This is a genomic window from Sphingomonas sp. (genome assembly GCF_019749955.1).
GTDB lineage: Bacteria > Pseudomonadota > Alphaproteobacteria > Sphingomonadales > Sphingomonadaceae > Sphingomonas.
In genome coordinates, this window is record NZ_JAIEPC010000009.1 from 154,988 (window position 1) to 170,958 (window position 15,971).

The following is a 15,971-nucleotide window of genomic DNA, read 5'->3' on the forward strand; positions in this document are numbered from 1 at the left end:
CGCTGTCACGGGGGCGTCATAAACCGGTCACCCGCGCTCGCGCAATGCCGACTGTGCCGCCGCGAGCCGCGCAATCGGGACGCGATAGGGCGACGCCGAGACGTAATCGAGGCCGATTTGCTCGCAAAAGGCGATCGAGGCGGGGTCGCCGCCATGTTCGCCGCAGATGCCGAGCTTGATGTCGGGGCGTGTTGCCCTGCCCCGCTCGGCGGCCATTTCGATCAGCGCGCCGACACCTTCCACATCGAGGCTGACAAACGGATCGGTCGCGTAAATGCCCTTGTCGACATAGGTCGTCAGGAAGCGCCCGGCGTCGTCGCGCGACACGCCCAAGGTCGTCTGCGTCAAGTCATTAGTGCCGAAGCTGAAAAACGCGCCGACCTCGGCAATCTGCCCGGCCATGATCGCGGCGCGCGGCAGTTCGATCATCGTGCCGACCAGATAGTCGATCCGCTGGCCGCGCTCGGCAAACACCGCTTCGGCCTGCGCATCGACCACCGCCTTCATCAGTTCCAGCTCGCGGCGGGTGGCGACGAGCGGGATCATCACTTCGGGGATGGGTGCCGCGCCGGTCTTTTCGGCGACATCGATTGCCGCCTCAAAGATCGCGCGCGCCTGCATTTCGTAGATTTCGGGATAGGTCACGCCCAGCCGACACCCACGGTGCCCGAGCATCGGGTTGAATTCGTGCAGTTCCCCCGCGCGGCGCCGCAGCGCCTCGATGCCAATGCCGGTTGCCTCCGCCACATCGGCGAATTCGCTTTCGGCGTGCGGCAGGAATTCGTGCAGCGGCGGATCGAGCAGCCGGATCGTCACCGGCAGGCCCGCCATCACTTCGAAAATCTCGGTAAAGTCGGCGCGCTGTTCGGGAAGCAATTTTTCCAGCGCCGCGCGGCGTCCGGCTTCGCTATCGGCGAGGATCATCTGGCGCACCGCCGTGATCCGGGTGCTGTCGAAGAACATATGTTCGGTGCGGCACAGCCCGATGCCTTCGGCGCCGAATTCACGCGCGACGCGGCAATCGAGCGGCGTTTCGGCGTTGGTGCGCACTTTCATGCGGCGGACCTGGTCGGCCCAGCCCATCAGCACGCCGAAATCGCCCGCCAGCACCGGCTGCACGGTCGGCACTTCGCCGAGCATGACTTCACCGCTCGCGCCGTCGATCGTGATCGTGTCGCCTTCACGGACTTCGCGCGCCTGTCCGGCGATCGTCACGCGCATCACCCGCGCCTTGGCGTCGATCGAGATCGTGCCTGCACCCGACACGCACGGGCGGCCCATGCCGCGTGCGACCACCGCCGCGTGGCTGGTCATCCCGCCGCGCGCCGTCAGAATGCCGCGCGCCGCGTGCATGCCGTGAATGTCTTCGGGCGAGGTTTCGATGCGGACAAGGATCACCGCATCGCCGAGTCCTGCCCGGCGCTCGGCGGTTTCGCTGTCGAACACCACCACGCCCGATGCCGCCCCCGGCGAGGCAGGCAGCCCCTTGGTCAGCACGTCGCGCGGTGCCTTGGGATCGAGTGTCGGGTGGAGCAATTGGTCGAGCGCGGCGGGATCGACCCGCGCCACGGCTTCCTCTTGCGTGATCAGCCCTTCATTGGCCATATCGACCGCGATCTTGAGCGCGGCGCTCGCGGTGCGCTTGCCCGAGCGGGTCTGGAGCATCCAGAGCTTGCCGCGTTCGACGGTGAATTCAATGTCCTGCATATCGCGGTAATGGACTTCGAGCAGGTCGAACACCTTCGCCAGCTCGGCGTAAGTCTCCGGCATCGCCTCTTCCATGCTGAGCGGCTTGGCACCCGCCGCTTCACGCGCGGCAAGCGTCAGATATTGCGGCGTGCGGATGCCCGCGACCACGTCTTCGCCCTGCGCGTTGATCAGGAATTCGCCGTAATAAGCGCGGTCGCCCTTCGCCGGATCGCGCGTGAAGGCAACGCCCGTCGCCGAGGTGTCGCCCATATTGCCGAACACCATTGCCTGCACATTGACCGCCGTGCCCCAGTCGCCGGGGATCGCGTTCAGCTTGCGATAGACTTTCGCGCGCTCCGACTGCCACGACCCGAACACCGCGCCGATCGCGCCCCATAGCTGATCATGGACATCCTGCGGGAACGGCTTGTCCCACAGTTTTTCGACCAGCGCCTTGTATTCGGCGACGAGTGCCTGCCAGTCCTTGGCGGTCATCTCGGTGTCGAGGAAATAGCCCTGGTCTTCCTTGGCGATTTCGAGCGCTTCCTCGAACGCGCCATGATCGAGTTCGAGCACGACGTCCGAATACATCTGGATGAAGCGGCGATAGCTGTCCCAGGCGAAGCGCTCGTCACCGCTGGTGGCGGCGAGGCCAACGACGGTGTCGTCGTTGAGGCCCAAATTGAGCACGGTGTCCATCATGCCGGGCATCGACACGCGCGCGCCCGAGCGGACCGACACCAGCAGCGGATCGGCGGCATCGCCGAAGCGTTTGCCGGTGATCCCCTCGATATGCGCGAGGCCTTCGGCGACTTCGGCCTTCAGGCTGTCAGGGAAGATCTGGCCTTCGTTCAGATAGCGGGTGCACATTTCGGTGCTGATCGTGAAGCCGGGGGGCACGGGCAGGCCGATCGAGGCCATGCCGTCGAGATTGGCGCCCTTGCCGCCGAGCAGTTCCTTGCCGAGCGTCTTGCCATCGGCGCCGCGCCCGTCCGAAACCCCGCCGCCGAAGCGGTAGACATATCTGCTCATCAATCGTTCCCGTCTGCTCCGCCAATGCGGAAAGTGGTTCAAAGGTGATAAAAGTTATTACCTATATGGAAAAAATACTCAGCCCTCGATCTTCGAGAAGTCGGCGACGCCGTGCACGGCATCGCGCACTTTTTCCAACAATGAAAGCCGCGCGGCGCGCTTGGCGGGATCGGGATCGTTGACGGTGACGCGCTCGAAAAACGCGTCGATCGGGGCGCGGAGTTGGGCAAGTGCGGCCATCGCGGCTTCGAAGTCTTCAGCGGCGACGGCGGCGGCTGCGGCGGGGGCGGCGACATCGAGCGCAGCGATCAGCGCCGCCTCGGCGGGTTCGGGGGTGTAGGGGAGTGCGGTGGTGATTGCGCCTTCCCCCGCCCCATCGTCACCCCGGACTTGTTCCGGGGCCCACGGCGCCCCCTCGGAAGCCGTCGCGGGTGGCGCGGTGGACCCCGGCACGGCGGCCGGGGTGACGGTGGGGGTGGAGGCAACCCCCTCCTTCTTCAAAATATTCGCCGCGCGCTTATAGCCTGCGAGCAAATTCGCCCCATCCTCGGTGCCGATAAACGCCTGCAACGCCCGCACCCGCGCGAGGAGGCGGACGAGATCATCCTCCCCGCCGAGCGCGAATACGGCATCGATCAGGTCGTGGCGGACGCCAGCCTCGCGTTGCTGGACTTTGAGGCGGTCGGCGAAGTAGCGGGGCATCGTCTCCGCAATATCGCTCATCAACGCATGCCGATCGCGCTCTTCTTGCAAAATCGAACGCATAGACCGAACAAATGCTGCCTCGATCGTTTGAGGTTCAGCCCATATTTGCGCCAGCCTCTTATCAACGGCGTCCATATCCTCCCATTCAGGGAAGGCAGGCCAAGCGATGTCCAGAATGGAGCGGAACCTCGGGTCGCGCTGATTGGCTAGCCAAGCTCTAAAGACCAGCAGCGCCCCTGCCGCCTTCATTATTCGCGAAATGGAGAATCGAAGATTATTGGTCGCCGTGATCTGGTTAACCGCAAGCGTCGCCCTCCGAAGCGCGAAGGGGTCTTTCGACCCGGTTGGCGCCTCGTCGATAAAGAAAAACGAAATTAGCGTATCCAGCTTATCCGCCAGCGACACCGCCACCGTCACCGGATCGGTCGGCACGTCGTCGCCCTGCCCCACCGGCTTGTAGTGATCGCGGATCGCGGCGGCGACGCGGGGGTCTTCGCCCAAAGCCTTACCCTGCGCGGCGGCGTAATAGCCGCCCATCAGCCCCTGCAGCTCGGGGAATTCGCCGACCATGCCGGTGACGAGATCGGCCTTGCACAGGCGCGCGGCGCGTTCGGCGAGGTCTGCGAGTTGTTGCTTGCTAAGCCCCTCCCCTTCAGGGGAGGGGTTGGGGTGGGGCGTGTCAGTCTCACCGAAAGCTTGGGTTGTGGGGACAGTCCCCACCCCAACCCCTCCCCTAAAGGGGAGGGGCTTGATGATTTCCTCCTCGCACAACCAGCGCGCGAGTTTCGCCACGCGATCGACCTTGTCCGCCACCGTCCCCAACTTTTCGTGGAAAACGATATCCGCGAGACGCGTCGCATGCTCGTCAAGTGTCTTGCGATCCGTGCGCTGCCGCGTGACCGGATCGTGATGCCACTGATCTTCCTCGAAAAAGTGGGCAGCATCGCTCAACCTTGCGGCGAGCACCTTGCGGTTGCCCTCGACGATGCGCTCGCCGCCGTCCTCGGCATCGATGTTGGCGGTGCAGATGAAGGCGTTGGCCAGTTTCCCCGCCCCATCGGTGCAGACGAAATATTTCTGGTTCACCCGCGCCGTCAGCTGGATCACTTCGGGCGGGACGCTCAAGAAAGCTTCGTCGAAGCGGCCGAGCAGCGGCACCGGCCATTCGGTGAGCCCGGCATTTTCCGCGAGCAGCCCGGCGTCCTCGATCAGCGTGAGGCCGGCTTTGCGCGCCGCCATCTTCGCGCCGAGCGCGATGATGTTGGCGCGCTCGTCCTGATCGACGATGACATGGCCGTCGCGGAGTTGATCGACATAGCTCGCGGCACTGTCGATGCTGATCGGCCCGCTCGACATGAAGCGGTGGCCGAGCGTGTTGCGCCCGCTGGCGATCCCAGCGACCTCGCACGGCACCGGAACACCGTCCAGCAGCGCGACAATGCCTTGCAGGGGCCGCACCCAGCGCAAGCTCTCGGTGGACAGCGAGGCGGCGCCCCAGCGCATCGATTTGGGCCAGGGGAACGCGCGGATGATCGCGGGGATCGCTTCGGCGAGCACATCGGCGGTCGCGCGGCCGGGTTTTTCGATCACCGCGAAATAGACCCCATCGCGCTCGACGAGCTGGTCCTGCGTGAGGCCGGTTTTGCGGAGGAAGCCTTCGAGCGCTTGCGGCGGCGCGCCAGTCTTTGGCCCCTTGGTCTCCTCCGACACCGCCGCCGTCTGCATCGGCAACCGCCGCGCGATCAGCGCGAGGCGGCGTGGCGTGGCGTAGGTGATGATGTCGCTGGCGGTAATCCCGCCCTTGGCGAGTTCGGCGACGAACAACTTCGCCAGTTCCTCACGCGCCTTGGCCTGCATCCGCGCGGGGATTTCTTCCGAGCGAAGCTCAAGCAGAAAATCGCTCATGCCGTCGCACTCGCCAGCGACTTCGTGGCTTTGCGTCTTTGTGTGAGAAAAATTACCTCACACAAAGCCACGAAGGCGCGAAGAAGGACTGCTGACTTCGCGAGCTTCGCGTCCTTCTTCTTCGCGCTCTTCGCGTGAAATAAGAAAAGTGGTTCACGCGAAGTGCGCGAAGGGTCGCGAAGGGCGCGAAGAAGAGCATTGGTGCCTGCGGCGCTTGGGAGCATCACGACCATCCGTGCTTCTCCATCCATGCCGCGCACGCGCCTTTCGCCAGATCGCGGACCTGGCCCATGTAGCTTGCGCGCTCCTGCACCGAGATGACGCCGCGCGCCTGGAGCAGGTTGAAGACGTGGCTCGCCTTGATCGCCTGTTCATAGGCGGGGATCGGCAATCCCGCCGCGAGCGAATTTTCGCATTCCGCGGTGTGCTTGCGGAACTGGTCGAACAGCGACTCCGTATTCGCGACCTCGAAGTTCCACGCGCTCATCTCGCGTTCGTTTTCGAGGAACACGTCGCCGTAGCTGACGCCGGCATCGTTGAACGCGAGGTCGTAGATGCTGTCCTTGTTCTGGATATACATCGCGAGCCGTTCGAGGCCGTAGGTCAGCTCGCCCGCGACCGGCTTGCAGTCGAAGCCGCCCATTTGCTGGAAATAGGTGAACTGCGTCACTTCCATCCCGTCGCACCACACTTCCCAGCCCAGCCCCCACGCGCCGAGCGTCGGGCTTTCCCAGTCATCCTCGACGAAGCGGATGTCGTGGTGGCCAAAATCGATGCCGATTGCCGCCAGCGAGCCGAGATAGAGCGCCTGCAAATCGGGCGGGCTGGGCTTCAGGATCACCTGATATTGGTAATAATGCTGGAGCCGATTCGGGTTCTCACCATAGCGGCCGTCGGTCGGGCGGCGGCACGGCTGGACGAAGGCGGCGTTCCACGGATCGGGGCCGAGCGCGCGGAGCGTCGTTGCGGTATGGAACGTCCCCGCCCCCATTTCCATATCGTAAGGCTGCAGGATCACGCAGCCCTGTTCGCTCCAATAATCATGGAGTTTCAGGATCATGCGCTGGAAACTGAGTGGCTGGGCGGCCAAGGCTGACGGTCTTTCGCAGATGCGGTAAAATCTGCCTTCCTTTGGCGCGCGCGTCGGGGCGGGTCAATGGCTGTTGCGGGGTCAAAGTCAGGCGAGAGTGACCATAAGTCAGGTCATCTTGACAAAGTCGCGACTCGCTGTCATTTAGTCATGCGTGCCTTACATTTCGTTAGGCACCCCTGACGGAGAAGTCCATGTGTTCCCGTTCGACAGACGCAAGCCGCGACGATTGGGTCGCGATCTTTGGCGCGCTGGTGGCGATGGCGATTTCGCTCGCGTCGATTTTGGCGCATTAAGCCGAGCCGTGAAGAACCGGCTCAAAGTGCTGCGCGCCGAACGCGACTGGAGCCAGGCCGAGCTGGCGCTGGCACTCAATGTTTCGCGCCAGGCCGTCAACGCGGTCGAGACCGGCAAACACGATCCCTCGCTGACGCTGGCCTTCCGCATCGCGCGGCTTTTCGAAATGCGCATTGAGGAGGTTTTTGACGATGGCTTTGTTGGAGGGCCGCATGACTGAGCGCGGCGGCGGCCACGATTGGCGGCTTACCGGGTTGATGATTACCTGGCTGCTGGGCCTCACGGCGATTTGCGGTTTTTTGGCGGGTCTGCTGCACAATGTATCGGCAAACAAGGCGCCCACCGCCCTGCAATTGACGCTTGCGGCGATCCTCGTGGTGCTCGGCATTGCGATGCTTGGGCTTGCCGTCCGGCACGGTCGCAAGCTGCTTGCGCGCGATCCGTTAATCGCGCCGCGCGAGCAGCGCGCCCAAAGGATCATCCTGGCCGCCATGCTGCTGGGCGGTGCTATGGGTGCGATCATGGCGATACCTTTGATGTTGACCCGTTCGGGCCGCCACAACATCGGCGCCGAGCTGATCAGCGGCCCGGTGCACCCGGCAATTGCCTTGGCGTTCGTCCTGGTTCTGGCAGGGTTCTTGCCCTGGCTGAGTTGGCAATGGCATCGCTCGATCGACGAGCATGAGCGCGAGGCCTATCGCGACGGCGCTGTGGTGGCGGCCTATGCCCTGCTGATTGGGGCACCGTGTTGGTGGATCCTCGGGCGCGCCGGACTGGCACCGGCGGCGAACGGCACCATCATCTTTCTCGCCTTCAACTATATCTTTCTCGCCGTGTGGCTGTGGCGCAAATTTCGCTAACGGCGCATCCAGTAACCCTCGAAGAAAAGGACGATAAATCATGCGCACGAACCGATTGGGCCTTTTGCTGAGTGGCGCCGCCCTCCTCCTCACCGCCCCCGCCGCCGCACAAACCGCCCCAGCCACCGCCGCCGCTGCGGTGACCGTCGATGCCGACCCCGCGCTGTGGGTGATCAAGAAGGGCGATGCGACGGTCTATCTGTTCGGCACGGTTCATGTGCTGAAGCCCGGCCTGAGCTGGTTCGACGAGGAAGTGAAGGCCGCGTTCGACCGCAGCGACCGGCTGATCCTCGAACTGCCCGATGTCGACGAAGCCGCCAGCCAGCCGCTGGTGCTGAAGCTCGCGACCGACACCAGCGGCGTGCCACTGACACAAAAGCTGCCCGCTGCCGACCGCGCTGCCTATGAAAAGGCGCTGACCGGCCTCGGCATCCCGACGGCTGCTTTCGACAAGTTCGAGCCGTGGTTCGCCGCGATCAACCTGGGCCTGATCCCGCTGCTCAAGCTCGGCTATGATCCCAACAGCGGCGCCGAAAAGACGCTGCTTGCCGCCGCCAAAAAGGTGAAGAAGCCCGTCGCCGGTTTGGAATCGCTCGAACAACAGCTCGGCTATTTCGACACGATGCCCGAGAGGTTGCAGATCAAATATCTCGGCGAAACCGTGAAGGATCTGCCCAAGGCCGGCGCGACGATCGACACGATGGTCGCCGAATGGGCCGCTGGCGATCCCGACGCGCTCGCCAAGACATTGAACGAAGGGCTCGATGCGCAGCCCGAGCTCGGCAAGCTGCTGCTGGCGGATCGCAACAAGCGCTGGGCGGTGGTGATCGATGATCTGCTCACGCGCCCCGGCACGACCTTCATCGCGGTGGGCGCCGGGCATCTGGCGGGCAACGCCAGCGTGCAGCACCAGCTCAAGCGCTATGGCATCACCGCGACGCGCGTGAAGTACTGATAATGACGCGGTGGCGGTGGGTCTTGATCGGGCTCGCCGCCCTCCCCGCCAGTTGCGACCGACCGCGCCCGATTGAGGCGCGGCCGGCGCTGTACCGGCTGCAAGACGCCGATACGGTGATCTGGCTGCTGGGCACGGTGCACGTCCTGCCCGAGCGGGTGCAGTGGGAGACTCCGGCGATTGTCGAGGCCGAACGCGCTGCCGATACGCTGGTGACCGAATTGCCCGCGATTGACCCGCATGTCGCGAGCGAGACTTTTGCGCGGATCGGCAAGGGCGCGGGATTGCCGCCGATTATCGAGCGCGTGCCGCCCGCGCTCCGCCCGAAGCTTGAGGCGCTCGCGGCGCGCGTGCAGCTATCGCTCGATGATTTGAGCGGCATGAAAAGCTGGGCCGCCGCGCTGACATTGAGCGCCGCCACCGCTGGGGCTGACAGCGATGCGACGGCGATGAACGGCGTCGATGCGGTGATCGGCCAGCGGCTGGCGGGCAAAACACGCATCGGGCTTGAGACGCTATCCGGCCAGCTCGGGCTGTTCGACGCGCTGACCGAGGATGATCAGCGGCGGCTGCTCGCGGATGCGGTTGCGGGTGACGGCAACTACCGGGCCACACTCGACGCCTGGGCGAAGGGCGATGAAGCGCGCATCGCGGCGCTCGTCGCGCACCCCTTCGCCGATGCGCCGGTGATCGAAGCGGTGTTGCTCACCCGCCGCAACGCGCGCTGGGCAGCGTGGATCGGCGCGCGGATGGCAGCACCCGGCCGCGTGCTGGTCGCGGTCGGCGCGGGGCATCTCGCCGGGCCGAAATCAGTGATCGCGCGGCTGCGCGCGGCCGGGTGGAAGGTCCGCCGCGTGCAATGATGTCAGAAATAGGCGATCAGGCTGACCGCGGCGAACCGGGTATCGCCGTTGCGTGGGGCGTTGGGCGCCTGGCGCAGAAACGGTCCTTTGCGCAGATAGGTGAAGTCCACCTCGCCGCGCAAAACTTTGGGAATCAGCCAATAGCGCGCGCGAATGTCAAATTGGTCGCCGGCATAATTGCCCGACCGCCCCAGCGGATCGCGCACCCCGGTGGTGGCAAAGACATCGGTGATTTCGGGCACGAACAACGCGCGCGCTTCGAACATGCCGTCCCAGCGTTTGGTCGGCGTCACTTCAAGCCGGACACCCGGTGACGAGATATTGGTGCGGTTGATTTCGTTATAGATGCCGCTCGGCGAAAAATCGGCCCGCCGCCCGCCGAACAAGGTATCGAAGCGGCCAAAACTGCCGGTTGATCGCGTGCCGCTGGCATAATCATATTCGATCGACAGGCGCGGCGCCCACCGCCCCTTGAAACTGTGGCCGATGCGCAAGTGATAGAATGTTGCTGCCACCGGACGCGTTGGCGCATTGGCGGCAAGGCTTGACGAGATCCGGCCATATTGGAAAGCGCCTTCGGCTTCCCAGTCGAGCTTGCCCGGCGCAGGATCGCGATAGAAGCGCAGGTCAATCGTGTGGAGATTGCGGTCAAGGGTTTGAAGCGTGCGGCTGTCGTGCTCGGCGAGCCGGAAGTAACCGACATCGATCTTGCCGCCCGCGACCAGCTTGGGCGTCACCACATAGGCGCCCCACAACACCAGGTCGATGCTTTCGCGGTCGAGTTCGACCCGATTGGCGGCAAGCCCGGCCCGGTCGCTGGGCAACCGGGTCTGCGGGAGGACCCAAAACGCCGTCGCGGTCGCCCCCGACCTGGCCTTATAATCGAACCGCAGGCCGGTATAGCCATTGGCGGTGTTGCGGAATTCCTCCGACGTCACCAGTCGAGACGACCCGAGCGATATGATCATCCGTCCGGCCTGCAGCGAGGTTGTGCTTCCCTTGCCCAGCACGCCGCCCAGATCGGCGGCGATATAGGCCTGCACTGGTTCGACCGCGTTGACTTCGCTCGTGGAAATCGGTGTGCGCGGCCCCGAATCATAAACGCGGGCATCGCGAATTTCGCCACCAATGCGGATCGGGTTGAAATCATATTCGACGAACAGCGTGGTCCGCAGGCTGACCAGTTCCGACGCATTGTCAAAGCCGGGCCGCGCCTGACCGTCGAGCGCTTCAAAACGGACGCGCGTACTGCCGGCGATCTTCAGATTTTCCGGTGATCCAAGCACCTTGTAAAGCGTCGGCGGGTCCTCGGCGACGGCGGGCGCTGCCACGCCGACCGCCAGCGTCAGCGCCGCGATCCGCAAGCTTCGCCGCATGTTTATCGGCTCGCGAGCAGGAACCGCCGGTCGAGCGGCTGGATCGGGCGGGCGTTGAACGGAAAATATGCCGCGAACTTTTCGATCTGCGCGGTCGACGCGGTGATCGGCGTGCGCAACACCACCCAGTCGACCGCTTCGGCGCAGGGCGGCGTCGTCAGCGATCCTTCGTAACGATCAAAACCGCGCGCGACGGGCAGCAGGGCACGCGGGTCGATCATCGGGCCGGTTGCCGTCGCGCCACGTTCGGCGGGAATCGCGGCAATCATCTTTTGCAGCGTCGGATTGCCCGCCCCGTTCGCGACCAGCACCCCCACCACGCCAAAGCTGCCATCGGCGAGCTTATGGACGAAATGGATTTCGAGCGGAAAGCGCCGCCCGTTCAGCAAATGCTCGCTCGGGTGGTGGATGTGGAATTGCGCGAGCGCATAGGTTTTGCCGCCGACGGCAAAGCTGCTGCCGGGGGGTGCATCATATTGCACCGTATGGCCGTTATTGGTCGCCTTGATGGCCAGCGGTTTCCACGCAATTGCCAGCACCCCCAGATCAGCGGCAATCGCATCCTTCAGATCGATGGGACTTTCCTGCTGGCCGCCGTTGCAGATCGCATAATCCTTGCTGAGCGCCGACCAATGCTCCGGGCCGGTCGGACCGGTATAGCCCCATTCGATATGTGCCGTCGGGCTGCCCACGCCCACCGTGACTGCCTTGGCCTCCGGGGTCTCCGGATGGACCTCGGGAAGCGCCTGGGCCGCAACCCGGGCGCCGATGGCGACCAATGCGGCGATCGCGATGCCTGTCAGGATTTTGCCGGTCGATGTGCTGGCGGACTGCATGATCTGACTCGCTCCCTTGCGCCCCGATGGCCTTTGGTCGCGCGAACGATACGGCATAGGCACTTGGCGAAGGGCGTAAAAAATGCCGCCCCGGAACCGATGATCGCAAGATTCGCAAAAAATCGTCGATGTTTCGCAAACCAAGTGCCCGCTTGCTCCTGCGGCCCTGTTCGGCTATGGGCACCCGCTTCCGGCCAGGGTCATCCCTGGAGGCTTGGCCGGGGAACACACCGTTACACCAGAATATTTCGGAGATTGGCATGAGCGAAGCACTGACGCTCGCGGCCGAGACTCGCGAACAGGTTGGCAAGGGAGCCTCCCGTTTGCTGCGTCGCGAAGGCCGCGTACCCGCCGTTATTTACGGCAACAAGCAAGACCCCGCCGCGATCCACGTTGAGGAAAAGGCGCTGTACCGCCTCCTCATGACCGGCCATTTCATGAATTCGGTCGTGATGATCGAGGTTGACGGCCAGACCGTGCGCACGCTGCCCAAGGACGTGGCCTTCGATCCCGTCAGCGATCGTCCGGTCCATGTCGATTTCCTGCGCATCTCCGAACATGCGACCGTCACCGTTCAGGTGCCGGTGCGCTTCACCGATGAAGCCGCATCGCCGGGCATCAAGCGCGGCGGCGTGCTCAACGTCGTGCGCCACGAGCTCGAACTGATCGTCGATGCCGCCGAAATCCCCGACGATGTCGAGGTTTCACTGAAGGGCTTTGACGTGGGCGATTCGATCCACATCTCGAGCGTGACGCTGCCCAAGGGCGCGTCGAGCGCGATCGACGACCGCGACTTCACGATCGCAACGATCGTCGCCCCGTCGGCGCTCAAGTCGAGCGAAGGCGGCGAAGCCGACGACGCTGCGGCGTAATAGTTGAGGGCCAAGCCCCTCCCCTTCAGGGGAGGGGTTGGGGGTGGGGCCGCGCCGCAAGCGATGCTGCCTAAGGACAGGCCCCACCCCGGCCCTCCCCTGAAGGGGAGGGAGAAAATTGATGCAACTCTGGGCAGGGCTCGGCAATCCGGGTGCGCACTATGCGCTCCACCGCCACAATGTTGGCTTCATGGCGATCGACGCCCTTGCCGCGCTCCATGATTTCGAGGCGCCGAAGAAACGCTTCCTCGGCTGGGCGATCGAGGCACGGCTGGGCAGCGAGAAGCTGCTACTTCTGAAACCCGCCACCTTCATGAACGACAGCGGCCAGTCGATCGGCGAGGCGATGCGCTTCTACAAGCTCGCACCCGAGGACGTGACCGTCTTCTACGACGAGCTCGATCTGGCCCCGTTCAAGGTCAAGGTGAAGCGCGGCGGCGGTGCTGCCGGGCATAATGGCGTGCGCTCGACCGTGGCGCATATCGGCGAGGATTTCCGCCGCGTCCGGCTCGGCATTGGCCATCCGGGCCACAAGGACAAGGTGACCGGCCATGTGCTCGGCAATTTCGCCAAGGCCGAGATGGACCCGCTGTCCGACATGCTCGGCGCGGTCGCCGCTGAAGCGCGGTGGCTGGCCGAGGGCGATGACGTCCGCTTCATGAACGACGTGGCGCTGAGGCTGCAACCATGACCATCCGCTCGCTGTTCGCCACCCGGTTATACCAGGGCGCGCTGGACGACGCAGCGTTGATCGCCGAGCTCGACCAGTCGTGCCGCATGCTGGCCGAGGAAGATCGCGCGGGCCGCGCGTGGAGCAAGGCGCAAGGCTATCGCGGCTATACCTCCTATGCGTCGCTGAACGATCTGCCGCAGCGCGATCCGGCCATCGGCGATCTGGTCAAACTGCTCAACCGTCATGTCGCCGCCTTTGCCGAGGCTTGCGCGTTCGATCTGGCAGGGCGCAAGCTCAAGCTCGACAGCCTGTGGGTCAATGTCATGAAGCCGGGGGCGACGCACAGCGGGCATATCCACCCGCATAGCGTGGTGTCGGGGACGGTCTATATCGCGGTGCCGCCGGGCGCAGGCGCGATCCGCTTCGAGGACCCCCGGTTAGGCCTGATGATGGCAGCGCCGTCACGCCGCGACGACGCGGCCGAGGAATTGCGCCGCTTCATCTACGTCGACCCCGCGCCGGGGACGCTGCTGCTATGGGAAAGCTGGCTGCGGCATGAAGTGATGCCGCATGCGGGGAAGGACGAGCGGATGAGCGTGAGTTTTAATTATCGGTGGTAACGACTTGCGCTCCAGTTACGGTCGTTGGTTGAGTACGGAACGACTCTCAAAGTTCACCGTCGCCCCGTGCTTGACACGGGGCTGGGCTTTTCTCGTCGACGCCACCCGTGAACCATTGGTCCCATAGGTCGAGCCACGCCGGATTGTCCGCCTCGATCAGCGCGAACTTCCATTCACGCCGCCATTTTTTGAGCAGTTTTTCGCGAACGATCGCAGCCCCGATGTCGGCGTGGTACTCGACATAGACGACCCGCGTCTTGCCGAAGTCGCGCACATGCGCCGACCCGGTTCCTTCGCGATGCTGATAGACGCGCCTGATGATGTCGGCTGACACGCCGACGTACATGCCCCCGCGATAGCGGTCCGCGGTACTGTAGACCCAACCGCCCTTCGCCATGTCGTGTTATCGCAAGCGGCGGCGCAAAAGAAAAGCCAAGCCCCGTGTCAAGCACGGGGCGACGAACCAAAAGGAAAGGAATGAGTCAGGCACATATGCGGATTGAGGCTGCCCGACCGCTGCCCACCAATCTCGGTCGGGGCGGATCACAGCGGCCCTACCCCAAACACCCGCGATGTTCGTCCTTCACGGTCGAGCTGTCCTGATATTCCTTCACGAACGCGGCATAACCCGCATCCCGCGCCGGTTGCGGCTTTGCGTCATAGGTCACCACCGTCATCGCGGCGCTGTCGTCGTAGCTGAGCGCCCCGCCCGCGCCGCGCTTGGTGACGCGCACCAGCGTGACCTTGGTGCCGTTGCCGTTCTTGGCATACCAGGCCTGGTGATCGGCAACGGCCTTCTTGAACAGCGCGAGCTGGCCGGGCTTGATGATGCTCAGCCGGATCGTGACGGGCTTGCCGGTGCATTGGAGCGTGCCGAGCGGGCCGCCGGGCGCGCTCTGCGCCACCGCGCCGGTTGCTGCGAGCGCCAGCAGGACGGCGCTTATCTGCTTGATCATGATCGACTCCCTCCACTCTTTGGCGTCAATGTTTGCGCGGGCAGCGCGACATTGCAAGCATTCTGGGCACGGCCCACTCTGGCCAATTGGCGGCCGACTGACTAAGGCGCGCCATTGCTTTTGATCGGGACGGAAAATGGGATTTCGCTGTGGTATCGTCGGGCTGCCTAACGTGGGCAAGTCCACCCTGTTCAACGCGCTGACCGAAACGGCGGCGGCGCAGGCGGCGAATTACCCTTTCTGCACGATCGAGCCCAATGTCGGCAATGTCGCCGTCCCCGATCCCCGGCTCGACAGCCTTGCGGCGATTGCCGGGTCGGCCAAGATCATCGAGACGCAATTGGGCTTCGTCGACATCGCGGGCCTGGTGCGCGGCGCGTCGAAGGGTGAGGGCCTTGGCAACCAGTTCCTCGGCAATATCCGTGAGGTCGACGCGATCGTCCACGTGCTGCGCTGCTTTGAGAACGGCGACGTGACGCATGTCGAGGGCAAGGTCGATCCGATCGCCGACGCCGAAACCGTCGAGACCGAGCTGATGCTGTCGGACCTCGAAAGCCTTGAGAAGCGCGTTCCCAATCTCGCCAAGAAGGCAGCGCAGGGCGACAAGGAAGCCAAGATCGGCGTGTCGGTGCTGGGGCAAGCGCTCGAACTGCTGCGCGAAGGCAAGCCCGCCCGGCTCACCAAGCCCAAGGACGAGGAAGAAGCCCGCGTGTTCGCGCAGGCGCAGTTGCTCACGTCAAAGCCGGTGCTCTACGTCTGCAATGTCGACGAAGGCGATGCCGCGAACGGCAATGCGCTGTCGGCGCGGGTGTTTGAGAAAGCCAAGGCCGAGGGCGCCGAAGCGGTGGTCGTGTCAGCGGCGATCGAGGCCGAAATTGCGACGATGCCGCCCGAGGATCGCGGCGAATTCCTCGCCGAGCTCGGCCTCACCGAAACCGGCCTCGCCCGCGTGATCACGGCGGGGTATAAATTGCTCCACTTGCTGACCTTCTTCACCGTCGGCCCCAAGGAAGCCCGCGCCTGGACTGTCGAAGCGGGCGCCAAGGCCCCGCAAGCGGCCGGCGCGATCCACACCGATTTCGAAAAAGGCTTCATCCGCGCCGAGACGATCGCCTTTGCCGATTATGTCGCGTGCAAGGGCGAAGCCGGCGCGCGCGACGCGGGCAAGCTGCGGTCCGAGGGCAAGGAGTATCTCGTCCACGACGGCGACGTTATGCTGTTCCGCTTCAACGTCTGATCACG

The 15,971-nt window shown here is 64.3% G+C and carries 15 protein-coding genes; 8 read left to right on the forward strand and 7 right to left on the reverse strand.

What is annotated here, in order from left to right:
* Positions 1-27: 27 nt before the first annotated feature.
* From ppdK to K2W81_RS02905, 3 genes are all read right to left on the reverse strand, one after another.
* Complete coding sequence (ppdK, locus tag K2W81_RS02895; protein ID WP_294101096.1) at positions 28-2,721, reverse strand: pyruvate, phosphate dikinase; 2,694 nt, start codon at positions 2,719-2,721, stop codon at positions 28-30.
* A gap of 78 nt (positions 2,722-2,799) precedes the next feature.
* Complete coding sequence (glyS, locus tag K2W81_RS02900; RefSeq protein WP_294101098.1) at positions 2,800-5,331, reverse strand: glycine--tRNA ligase subunit beta; 2,532 nt, start codon at positions 5,329-5,331, stop codon at positions 2,800-2,802.
* 223 nt (positions 5,332-5,554) lie between these two features.
* The gene (locus tag K2W81_RS02905) at positions 5,555-6,391 is read right to left on the reverse strand and encodes a glycine--tRNA ligase subunit alpha (protein WP_294101100.1); all 837 of its coding nucleotides are present in this window, start codon (positions 6,389-6,391) and stop codon (positions 5,555-5,557) included.
* 334 nt (positions 6,392-6,725) lie between these two features.
* On the opposite strand from K2W81_RS02905, the gene K2W81_RS02910 reads away from it, so the two are divergent.
* From K2W81_RS02910 to K2W81_RS02925, 4 genes are read left to right on the forward strand one after another with little or no spacing between them, the layout of a single operon-like run.
* The gene (locus K2W81_RS02910) at positions 6,726-6,938 is read left to right on the forward strand and encodes a helix-turn-helix transcriptional regulator (RefSeq protein WP_294101102.1); all 213 of its coding nucleotides are present in this window, start codon (positions 6,726-6,728) and stop codon (positions 6,936-6,938) included.
* The gene (locus K2W81_RS02915) at positions 6,931-7,578 is read left to right on the forward strand and encodes a hypothetical protein (RefSeq protein ID WP_294101104.1); all 648 of its coding nucleotides are present in this window, start codon (positions 6,931-6,933) and stop codon (positions 7,576-7,578) included. The genes K2W81_RS02910 and K2W81_RS02915 overlap by 8 nt, the downstream gene beginning before the upstream one ends.
* Before the next feature lie 40 nt (positions 7,579-7,618).
* On the forward strand, positions 7,619-8,533 hold the full coding sequence (locus K2W81_RS02920) for a TraB/GumN family protein (RefSeq protein WP_294101107.1): 915 nt from the start codon (positions 7,619-7,621) through the stop codon (positions 8,531-8,533).
* A gap of 2 nt (positions 8,534-8,535) precedes the next feature.
* Positions 8,536-9,396 carry a TraB/GumN family protein gene (locus tag K2W81_RS02925; protein WP_294101109.1) on the forward strand — a complete coding sequence of 287 codons (861 nt, stop codon included), beginning with the start codon at positions 8,536-8,538 and terminating at the stop codon, positions 9,394-9,396.
* A 2-nt stretch (positions 9,397-9,398) separates the two neighbouring features.
* Here the strand turns inward: K2W81_RS02925 and K2W81_RS02930 are convergent, their stop codons facing one another.
* Both K2W81_RS02930 and K2W81_RS02935 read right to left on the reverse strand, forming a co-directional pair.
* Entirely contained in the window at positions 9,399-10,772 is a 1,374-nt protein-coding gene (locus tag K2W81_RS02930) for an alginate export family protein (protein ID WP_294101112.1), read from the reverse strand.
* A gap of 2 nt (positions 10,773-10,774) precedes the next feature.
* Positions 10,775-11,608, reverse strand: coding sequence for a carbonic anhydrase family protein (locus tag K2W81_RS02935; RefSeq protein ID WP_294101114.1), 834 nt, complete (start codon positions 11,606-11,608; stop codon positions 10,775-10,777).
* 260 nt (positions 11,609-11,868) lie between these two features.
* Here K2W81_RS02935 and K2W81_RS02940 point away from each other — a divergent pair, with 260 nt between their 5' ends.
* The 3 genes from K2W81_RS02940 (at position 11,869) to K2W81_RS02950 (ending at position 13,773) form a co-directional block, all read left to right on the forward strand.
* Positions 11,869-12,480, forward strand: coding sequence for a 50S ribosomal protein L25/general stress protein Ctc (locus tag K2W81_RS02940; RefSeq protein ID WP_294101116.1), 612 nt, complete (start codon positions 11,869-11,871; stop codon positions 12,478-12,480).
* A 121-nt stretch (positions 12,481-12,601) separates the two neighbouring features.
* The gene (gene pth, locus K2W81_RS02945) at positions 12,602-13,171 is read left to right on the forward strand and encodes an aminoacyl-tRNA hydrolase (protein WP_294101118.1); all 570 of its coding nucleotides are present in this window, start codon (positions 12,602-12,604) and stop codon (positions 13,169-13,171) included.
* On the forward strand, positions 13,168-13,773 hold the full coding sequence (locus K2W81_RS02950; protein WP_294101120.1) for a TIGR02466 family protein: 606 nt from the start codon (positions 13,168-13,170) through the stop codon (positions 13,771-13,773). The genes pth and K2W81_RS02950 overlap by 4 nt, the downstream gene beginning before the upstream one ends.
* Positions 13,774-13,819: 46 nt before the next feature.
* Here the strand turns inward: K2W81_RS02950 and K2W81_RS02955 are convergent, their stop codons facing one another.
* Both K2W81_RS02955 and K2W81_RS02960 read right to left on the reverse strand, forming a co-directional pair.
* Entirely contained in the window at positions 13,820-14,170 is a 351-nt protein-coding gene (locus K2W81_RS02955; protein WP_366932199.1) for a GIY-YIG nuclease family protein, read from the reverse strand.
* A 157-nt stretch (positions 14,171-14,327) separates the two neighbouring features.
* Positions 14,328-14,729, reverse strand: a complete 402-nt coding sequence (locus K2W81_RS02960; protein WP_294101122.1) for a hypothetical protein — start codon at positions 14,727-14,729, stop codon at positions 14,328-14,330.
* Positions 14,730-14,865: 136 nt separating this feature from the next.
* Between K2W81_RS02960 and ychF the strand changes: the two genes are divergently transcribed.
* Entirely contained in the window at positions 14,866-15,966 is a 1,101-nt protein-coding gene (gene ychF / locus K2W81_RS02965; protein ID WP_294101124.1) for a redox-regulated ATPase YchF, read from the forward strand.
* Positions 15,967-15,971: the final 5 nt, after the last annotated feature.

Coding starts and splice junctions, on each gene's coding strand:
- ppdK (WP_294101096.1), bottom strand. CDS start 2,721: ATGAGCAGATATGTCTACCGCTTCGGCGGCGGGGTTTCGGACGGGCGC.
- glyS (WP_294101098.1), bottom strand. CDS start 5,331: ATGAGCGATTTTCTGCTTGAGCTTCGCTCGGAAGAAATCCCCGCGCGG.
- K2W81_RS02905 (WP_294101100.1), bottom strand. CDS start 6,391: ATGATCCTGAAACTCCATGATTATTGGAGCGAACAGGGCTGCGTGATC.
- K2W81_RS02915 (WP_294101104.1), top strand. CDS start 6,931: ATGACTGAGCGCGGCGGCGGCCACGATTGGCGGCTTACCGGGTTGATG.
- K2W81_RS02920 (WP_294101107.1), top strand. CDS start 7,619: ATGCGCACGAACCGATTGGGCCTTTTGCTGAGTGGCGCCGCCCTCCTC.
- K2W81_RS02925 (WP_294101109.1), top strand. CDS start 8,536: ATGACGCGGTGGCGGTGGGTCTTGATCGGGCTCGCCGCCCTCCCCGCC.
- K2W81_RS02930 (WP_294101112.1), bottom strand. CDS start 10,772: ATGCGGCGAAGCTTGCGGATCGCGGCGCTGACGCTGGCGGTCGGCGTG.
- K2W81_RS02935 (WP_294101114.1), bottom strand. CDS start 11,608: ATGCAGTCCGCCAGCACATCGACCGGCAAAATCCTGACAGGCATCGCG.
- K2W81_RS02940 (WP_294101116.1), top strand. CDS start 11,869: ATGAGCGAAGCACTGACGCTCGCGGCCGAGACTCGCGAACAGGTTGGC.
- pth (WP_294101118.1), top strand. CDS start 12,602: ATGCAACTCTGGGCAGGGCTCGGCAATCCGGGTGCGCACTATGCGCTC.
- K2W81_RS02950 (WP_294101120.1), top strand. CDS start 13,168: ATGACCATCCGCTCGCTGTTCGCCACCCGGTTATACCAGGGCGCGCTG.
- K2W81_RS02955 (WP_366932199.1), bottom strand. CDS start 14,170: ATGGCGAAGGGCGGTTGGGTCTACAGTACCGCGGACCGCTATCGCGGG.
- K2W81_RS02960 (WP_294101122.1), bottom strand. CDS start 14,729: ATGATCAAGCAGATAAGCGCCGTCCTGCTGGCGCTCGCAGCAACCGGC.
- ychF (WP_294101124.1), top strand. CDS start 14,866: ATGGGATTTCGCTGTGGTATCGTCGGGCTGCCTAACGTGGGCAAGTCC.